The following is a 7632-nucleotide window of genomic DNA, read 5'->3' as shown; positions in this document are numbered from 1 at the left end:
TTGGTCATTCGGGCTTCCTTGCGTGTTATTCGATGATTTTGGTGCGTCCTGCACGCTTCAATTACAAAGGTTACTCCAAAAAGCAACAAACGGTAAACGTACTTGGGGTTTGGCGGGCTGTCGGTATCGTCAGAGCATGCTATCTTATAAACCTTTCTTTTTAAGTGGATACGGAGCCTTTATGGCGGTCAAAAAAATTCTGCTGGGTATAACCGGCGGCATTGCAGCCTATAAAAGTGCCGAGCTTGTGCGCCTGCTTAAAAAGGCCGGTAACGAGGTTCGGGTGGTCATGACCCGGGGCGCGGAAGCCTTCGTAACGCCTCTGACCTTCCAGGCTCTCAGTGGAGAGCCTGTGCGTACCTCCCTGCTTGATCCGGAAGCCGAAGCGGGTATGGGGCACATTGAGCTGGCGAAGTGGGCCGATCAGGTGGTTATTGCGCCCGCGTCTGCGGATTTTATCGCGCGGTTGGCCCAGGGCATGGCCGACGATCTCCTGGCCACCGTGTGTTGCGCCACCGAGGCGCCCATTGTCGTCGTACCTGCGATGAACCAGGCAATGTGGAGTAACGCCCGCACCCAGCGCAACATCCGGTTGTTGAACGACGACCCACAGATAACGCTTTTAGGCCCGGGTCAGGGCGAACAGGCCTGTGGCGATACCGGCCCCGGGCGCATGCTTGAAGCGGCAGTGATTGCGGGGCTGATAATGAATGAAAAGCCGGGCTCCGGCACGCTCGCAGGCATGCGTGTGATTATCACCGCCGGACCCACGCGTGAATCGATTGATCCGGTTCGCTACATCAGCAACCACAGTTCCGGCAAAATGGGTTATGCGCTGGCAGTTGCTGCTCGCGATGCCGGCGCCCAGGTTGTTCTGGTCAGTGGGCCGGTAACGTTGTCGGCGCCCGCAGGCGTTGAGGTTCGTGATGTTGTGACCGCGGAGGATATGCTGCAGGCATGTTCGCGAGCGGTTGATGAGGGCTGTGACCTGTTTATTGCAACCGCCGCGGTGGCAGATTATCGGCCTGAGAACTGTGCCAGCGACAAGATAAAGAAATCCAGTGAGGCTATGGCACTGTCACTTGTGCGCAACCCGGATACGCTAGCGACCATTGCCGCGCGCCCGGATGCACCCTTTACTGTGGGTTTTGCGGCTGAAACGTCAGACGTTGCCCGATATGCCAAGGACAAAATGCAGCGCAAACACGTGCGGATGATTGTTGCCAATGATGTGTCGGCGCCTGGTTTGGGATTCAACGGCGACAATAACGCGGTCACCGTTTATTGGCAGGATGGGCAAGAGACGCAAGGGGGCCAGGAAGTGATAGGTCCGGATACCAAACAGGCGATTGGTTCACGCCTTGTAACGCTGATTGGCGAACATATGAAGCGGGGATGACATGAGCAAAAAAAATTTACAGGTACGCATTCTTGATGACCGGATCGGCAACCAGATTGCCTTTCCGGAATACGCCACCGAAGGCTCGGCTGGCCTGGATTTGCGCGCTTGCCTCGATGAGCCATTAACCTTGGCGCCAGGCGATACGACGCTGATCCGGACTGGGCTTTCGATTCACATTGCGGACCCTGCGCTGGCGGCCATGATTCTGCCCAGAAGCGGCCTGGGACACAAACACGGCATCGTGTTGGGCAACTTGGTGGGGCTAATTGACTCGGATTACCAGGGTGAGCTGATGGTCTCCTGTTGGAACCGTGGTAGCACTGCTTTTACGGTCGATATTGGTGAGCGGATAGCTCAACTGGTGCTGGTGCCTGTTGTTCAGGCAGATTTTGAGGTGGTTTCCGACTTTGATGCCAGCAATCGGGGCGAAGGCGGTTTCGGTTCTACCGGCACTCGATAACGATTCAGTCATAACGCAGAAACTTGTTGCGGCGTCTATACTTCGCCGATAAGTGCTTGTCCAGGACAACAAAGATAATTTCAGGATGAACTATGAAACTGGGTAAGAAAAAAGCTTCCGACGCGCCTGTTGACGAGCAGCCGGCTAACAAAGTTGAACAGAAAACGAAACGCCGGGCAGCCGCAGGCTCAAAGCTCAAACATCTGGGTTCGACGGCGTTAAAGCAGGCTTTGGTGGTTATGCTCGCGGGCGTTGTAGCGGTTGTTCTGGTGCATTTTCTGGTGCTGCAACCGGCCGCAGACAAACGTTTCACTATCTGGAAAACCGCCGAAGCCGACGCGGCTTCTCAGCGCATAAACCAGTATCTTGCGTTGATGCAACAAAGCGTAGACGGCCTCGCAACCCAGCCCCACGTGGTGGCAGTCTTGATGGAAGGTGCCGATACCGGGAGCGTTGAGCGAAAGCTCGTCACGGCCATGCCAGGTGTTCAGGCGGCATTTCTTTTCCCTTACCGTCAGATTCCAAGAACAGGGAACGGAGACGGAGGCGGCCTGCTAGGGTTCGCTGGACTGGAACTGGCACGCCGCGCAGAAAGCGGCCAAACTCTCTATCCGGACGCCTTTCCCCGGAAAAGCCAGTGGCATATGCAGATCGCAGCCCCAGTGCGCAACCCGGTGAGTAAAGCCGTTATCGGCAGTCTTTTGATGGTCTTTGATGCCTCTGCTCTAAAGCCGCTTCTTTCCGTTGTTAATAAACGCCTGGGCGGCGAGCTTGCGCTGGTTCAAACAGTGGGTGGTGCTTCCCGCACTTTCGTTAGCAACGGAGGCAGCGCGGCCACGAGCGTCGCAGAAACCCGGTCACTCACCAACCCGGATTGGGTCGTCAGCTATAAACCGAACGTGGTGCCGGAGCCCCCTGTCAGTATTTTAAAGGTGGCCTTGCTGGTGGGCGTGCCAGCTTTGGTGGCGTCGATATGGGTTTGGTGGTTGCTGATCGGGGCACAAAGAGGCCTGCGTCACGAGGTGGCCAACCTGATTCAATGGGCCCACAAGGTGTTTGGCGGTGAACGTCAGAAGCTGCCAAGCTTTCAATGGGACATGGTTGCCGCCGCCAGCGAAGTGCTATACCGGCTATCTCAGGTGGTGGATAAACGCGTGACCAAGTCGGCGGACAACGCCCGCCCCAAGCCTTCGAAGGGCGCCAAACCGGTTGAATCAGTGGACGGCGAACCCCTGTTTCAGGATAAGGAGCTGCCGGACATTGACATGCTCGACGGTGACGAAGATGTGCTGGGCTTTGGCAACGGCAATAATGACAGCCCGTTTTTCACCGGTGGAGAGATGCCGGAGGTTGAAGAAGACGACTCGGCCGCGGAGATGTCACCGGATATTTTCCGGGCCTACGATATTCGCGGCATTGTCGGTGAGACTCTGTCGGCATCCATTGTTGAACGTATTGGCGTGGCTATAGGTTCGGAAGCCATAAGCCGCGGTCTGGCGTCGCTGTGCATCGGTTACGACGGTCGTCATTCAAGCCCGGCTTTGGCGGACGCGTTGGCGCGAGGCGTCATGGCCGCGGGCTGCAATGTTATCCATGTGGGCGCCGTGCCAACGCCTGTGCTCTACTTCGCGACTCATCACCTTGAAAATGGCTCCGGGGTTATGGTGACCGGCAGCCATAATCCTGCTAATTATAACGGCCTCAAAATCATGCTGGGCGGCGAAGCCCTCTCGGGCGATGGTATTCAGGCCCTCTATCGGAGGGTTCAAATCGGCGATCTTGCGGCAGGCCGAGGCACCCAGTCTTCCGAAGATGTCCGCAGAGCCTATCTCGACCGTATTGTTGGCGATATTGCGGTCGCAGCGCCGCTCAAGGTTGTGGTGGATGCGGGCAACGGTATCGCGGGCGAACTGGGCCCCATGCTGATCGAAGAGCTTGGATGCGAAGTGATACCGCTCTACTGCGACGTTGACGGGGACTTCCCGAACCACCATCCAGATCCGGGCAAGCCCGCCAACCTTGTCGACCTGATCGAGAGAGTTAAAGCGGAAGGCGCCGACCTTGGCGTGGCGTTCGATGGTGACGGTGACCGGCTGGGCCTGGTCACCAATACGGGCAAGATTATCTGGCCTGATCGCCTGCTGATGCTTTTTGCCCGGGACGTCGTCTCACGAAACCCCGGAGCCGACATACTTTACGATGTGAAATGCAGCCGCAGGCTTGCAGGCGTGATTTCCGAAGCGGGCGGTCGGCCCATTATGTGGAAAACCGGCCACTCGCTGATGAAGGCCAAAATGAAGGAAACCGGCGCTCTGCTGGCCGGTGAGATGAGTGGTCATATTTTCTTCGCCGAACGTTGGTACGGATTTGATGATGGGCTCTATTCAGCCGCGAGACTTCTGGAAATACTGGGCATTGAAGACCGTCACAGTGATGAAGTGTTTGAAGATTTTCCGGAGGATATCAGTACGCCTGAACTCAACATTGAAGTGACCGAAAGCAGCAAGTTCACCATTATGGAGAAGCTGAGCCAAGAGGGTGAATTTGGCGATGGCAATATCAGCAAGATCGACGGCATCCGGGTGGATTACGCAGACGGCTGGGGCGTGTGCCGCGCCTCCAACACCACGCCGGTTCTGGTGCTGCGCTTTGAGGCAGAAACCCAGGATGCTCTGGAGCGAATAAAGGATGTTTTCCGGGCCCAGCTTCGGCAGGTGGCGCCGGATCTCGTGGCCGATTTTTAATACTGATGGACTAAGGCAACAAGATGACGCTGGATCGTGAAACAGCAATGCAGGTGGCTACCGTTCTGAGCCGCGGTTTACCGTACATTCAGCGGTTTACCGGAAAAACGGTTGTGATCAAGTATGGCGGTAACGCCATGGAAAATGAGGAACTGAAGAGCAGTTTTGCCCGCGATGTGGTGCTTATGAAACTGGTCGGCATTAACCCGATTGTTGTTCATGGTGGCGGTCCCCAGATCGGAGAACTGCTCAAGCGACTTAATATTCAGTCGCGCTTTGTGAACGGTATGCGGGTGACCGATGCAGAAACCATGGATGTTGTAGAAATGGTGCTGGGCGGTCAGGTAAACAAGGAAATTGTGTCTCTGATCAATGCTCAGGGCGGCACGGCCATAGGCCTGACCGGCAAAGACGCCAATCTCATTCGCGCCCGTAAACTGGAAGTAGTTGATCGTTCGCCGGAGCTGGAGCGCCCGGAAATTATTGATATCGGGCGCGTAGGCGATGTGGCCAGTATCAATGTTGACGTGATCGATATGCTCACCCGCGGCAACGTGATTCCAGTGATTGCGCCGATTGGCGTTGGCCCCGATGGCGCCTCCTATAACATCAACGCAGACCTGGTTGCCGGTAAGGTCGCAGAGGCGATGAAGGCCGAAAAGCTGATGCTACTGACCAACGTGTCCGGCCTGAAGAGCAAGGAAGACAAGGTGCTCACCGGGTTGACTGCGCAACAGGTGAACGACTTGATAGAAGACGGCACCATTCACGGCGGTATGTTGCCAAAGATTCGCTGCGCCCTGAGCGCCGTAGAGAATGGTGTACGAACGGCTCATATCATTGATGGCCGGGTGGCCCACGCGTGCCTGCTGGAAATCTTTACGGATGAGGGCGTCGGCACTCTTATTTCTCGCAACTGATCAGCTTCCGTCACTAACCAATTCGCGCAACTAACGATTTCCCGCAACTGGCGGCGGCGCCTGAGGAATTTCCGGATGAAACGTCTGCTTACCCTTCTGATTCTGGCCGCCCTGCTTGGCTTTGCAGCGTTTAAAGCGAGCGTGTGGTGGCTTGCGGATCAGCGCATGTCAGACGCTCGTCAGGCGCTTGGCGAGAGCGGGGTGCTGGAGCGCGGCGGAATCGGTTCCGGAGTGGACGGACGGCTGGTGCTCTCTGGCGCATACTGGCAGGACTTTGAGCTGACCCAGCCATTGGTTATCAGTCGAGCAGAGTTTGACGCCGGCTCCCCCATGGACTTGCTAAGGGCGCTTTCAGCCCCTTCAGACTTACCCCCCAGTTGGTCTTTACAGGTAGAGGGCTTGGCGTTAGTGCTTGAAGCAACCATGTTCCCGAACTGGGTAACGGCAGATGGAGCCACAGGGCAAGAAGAGGCGGCTTTATTCGGGCTTCCTTGCGCGCCAGATCCGCGACAGCAGCTCGGCAGTGGTGATCTGTTGCGCATGGGAATCACCCGTTTGGCCGGCGAGCTCGTGTTGACCCAGACACCGGATCGCGTTCACCTTGAGCTGAATTCTGCCAACACCGGCAGCGTGGAAATCAACTGGCCGGGTGCACGTATCAACCCGGCCTCGCCTGAAGCGACGCTGGCGAGTTCGTCTCAGCCCCTTGAGGTCACGTTGAGGGACGGCGGGCTTATGCGCAGGGTTGCTGCCTACTGTGCTCGCGAGGCCGGCGTGGACCCGATTCAATGGGCCGGGCGTGCGTTGAACGCCTTCGAGGCGCGGTTGAAGGCACTGGGTTGGCTCGCCAGCGATCAGTTGCTGGCGCTTTACCGGCAGTGGCTGCTTGAGGGCGGAGAAATAACGGCGTCTGTGCTGGCGGGTTCAGAAGCACTGGGAATTCCGGTGCGTTCAAACGATGAAGTTGCCGATGGTACGGTGGCATGGTCGCTGAAATACAATGGCGCCATGGTGCCCGATGTGTTCCTGCGCAAAGCCGAGCCGGTTGCTCCGGAGCCGCCCAGAGAGGCGCTTGAACCCGTGGTGCCCCGGGAAAACCCGGAGATTACAAACTGGTATACTGAAGATCTGGAACAGGCGGCGACGTGGATGGATCGCAAGGTTCGGGTGTCACTCTCCAACGGCAATACCGTGGAAGGCCGCCTTGCGGCCGTGACCGAGCGGGAACTGGAAGTTGCCCGGAAAGTCGCAGGAGGCGAGGTAGCTTATCCCATCGCTGTCCGCGCCATTACAGCGTTTGAAGTTTGGCGTCGGGGCCATGCCCGATAGCGCGCAAGCCGGATCAGGAGGCACAATGCAGCAATTCCACGACGATACCGAAAGCCGTAAAAGTACCAGCAGGGCTGAAACTGTCCCGGGTGTGCGGGAGATGCTTACGACGTTGATATCGCTGCCGTCCATCAGCAGCGCGTCGGCAGAATGGGATCACAGCAACGAGCCGGTCGTGCGAACGCTTGGGGAGTGGTTGGAGGCGCTCGGGTTCTCCGTCGAGCTTCTGGCGGTGCCCGATATGCCCGGCAAGTACAACCTGATTGCTACGCTCGGCAGCGGATCCGGCGGTCTGGTGCTTTCGGGGCACACAGACACCGTGCCGTTCGATGACAAACGCTGGCAAAGCGACCCCTTTGTGTTGACCGAGCGTGATAACCGTTGGTACGGGCTGGGCACTTGCGACATGAAAGGGTTTTTCCCACTGGCTATTGAAGCGGCCAAAGCGTTTACAGCCGCCGATCTGAAACAGCCTTTGATCATCCTCGCAACCGCGGATGAGGAAACCTCCATGAACGGCGCCAGAGCCCTGGCCGAGGCTGGCAAGCCAAACGCTCGTTACGCCGTTATCGGCGAGCCCACCAGCCTGAAGCCTGTGCGCATGCACAAAGGCATTATGATGGAGCGATTGATGTTCGAAGGGCAGTCTGGTCACTCTTCCGACCCGGGGCCTCAGTGGCAAAGGCAACCGCATGTGCCGTATGGCCGGTAAGTTGTTCACAGGCCTTCACCAACTCGGCATCCGCCGGCGTTTCGAAGGGCGGAACACCGTCAAAC

At 57.4% G+C, this 7632-nt stretch carries 5 protein-coding genes and 1 pseudogene; all 6 read left to right on the top strand.

Going from position 1 to position 7632, the window contains the following annotated elements; translation table 11 throughout:
* The first annotated feature begins 181 nt into the window (after window positions 1-181).
* Window positions 182-1399 (top strand): bifunctional phosphopantothenoylcysteine decarboxylase/phosphopantothenate--cysteine ligase CoaBC, encoded by a 1218-nt coding sequence (gene coaBC, locus ENI00_RS15375; RefSeq protein ID WP_304104304.1) that lies wholly within the window; start codon window positions 182-184, stop codon window positions 1397-1399.
* 1 nt (window position 1400) lies between these two features.
* On the top strand, window positions 1401-1862 hold the full coding sequence (dut, locus tag ENI00_RS15370; protein WP_304104302.1) for a dUTP diphosphatase: 462 nt from the start codon (window positions 1401-1403) through the stop codon (window positions 1860-1862).
* Between the two features lie 92 nt (window positions 1863-1954).
* Complete coding sequence (locus ENI00_RS15365) at window positions 1955-4606, top strand: phosphomannomutase/phosphoglucomutase (RefSeq protein WP_304104300.1); 2652 nt, start codon at window positions 1955-1957, stop codon at window positions 4604-4606.
* Between the two features lie 23 nt (window positions 4607-4629).
* On the top strand, window positions 4630-5526 hold the full coding sequence (argB, locus tag ENI00_RS15360; RefSeq protein ID WP_304104299.1) for an acetylglutamate kinase: 897 nt from the start codon (window positions 4630-4632) through the stop codon (window positions 5524-5526).
* A 75-nt stretch (window positions 5527-5601) separates the two neighbouring features.
* Entirely contained in the window at window positions 5602-6855 is a 1254-nt protein-coding gene (locus tag ENI00_RS15355; RefSeq protein ID WP_304104297.1) for an acetylornithine deacetylase, read from the top strand.
* 100 nt (window positions 6856-6955) lie between these two features.
* A pseudogene (locus ENI00_RS15350) lies at window positions 6956-7522 on the top strand (M20/M25/M40 family metallo-hydrolase); the annotation flags it as partial.
* Window positions 7523-7632: the final 110 nt, after the last annotated feature.

This window comes from Marinobacter antarcticus (assembly GCF_011049865.1).
Classification (GTDB): Bacteria; Pseudomonadota; Gammaproteobacteria; order Pseudomonadales; family Oleiphilaceae; genus Marinobacter; species Marinobacter antarcticus_A.
Note: the sequence above shows the minus strand (reverse complement) of the source record. Positions and strands in the feature narration are given on the sequence as shown.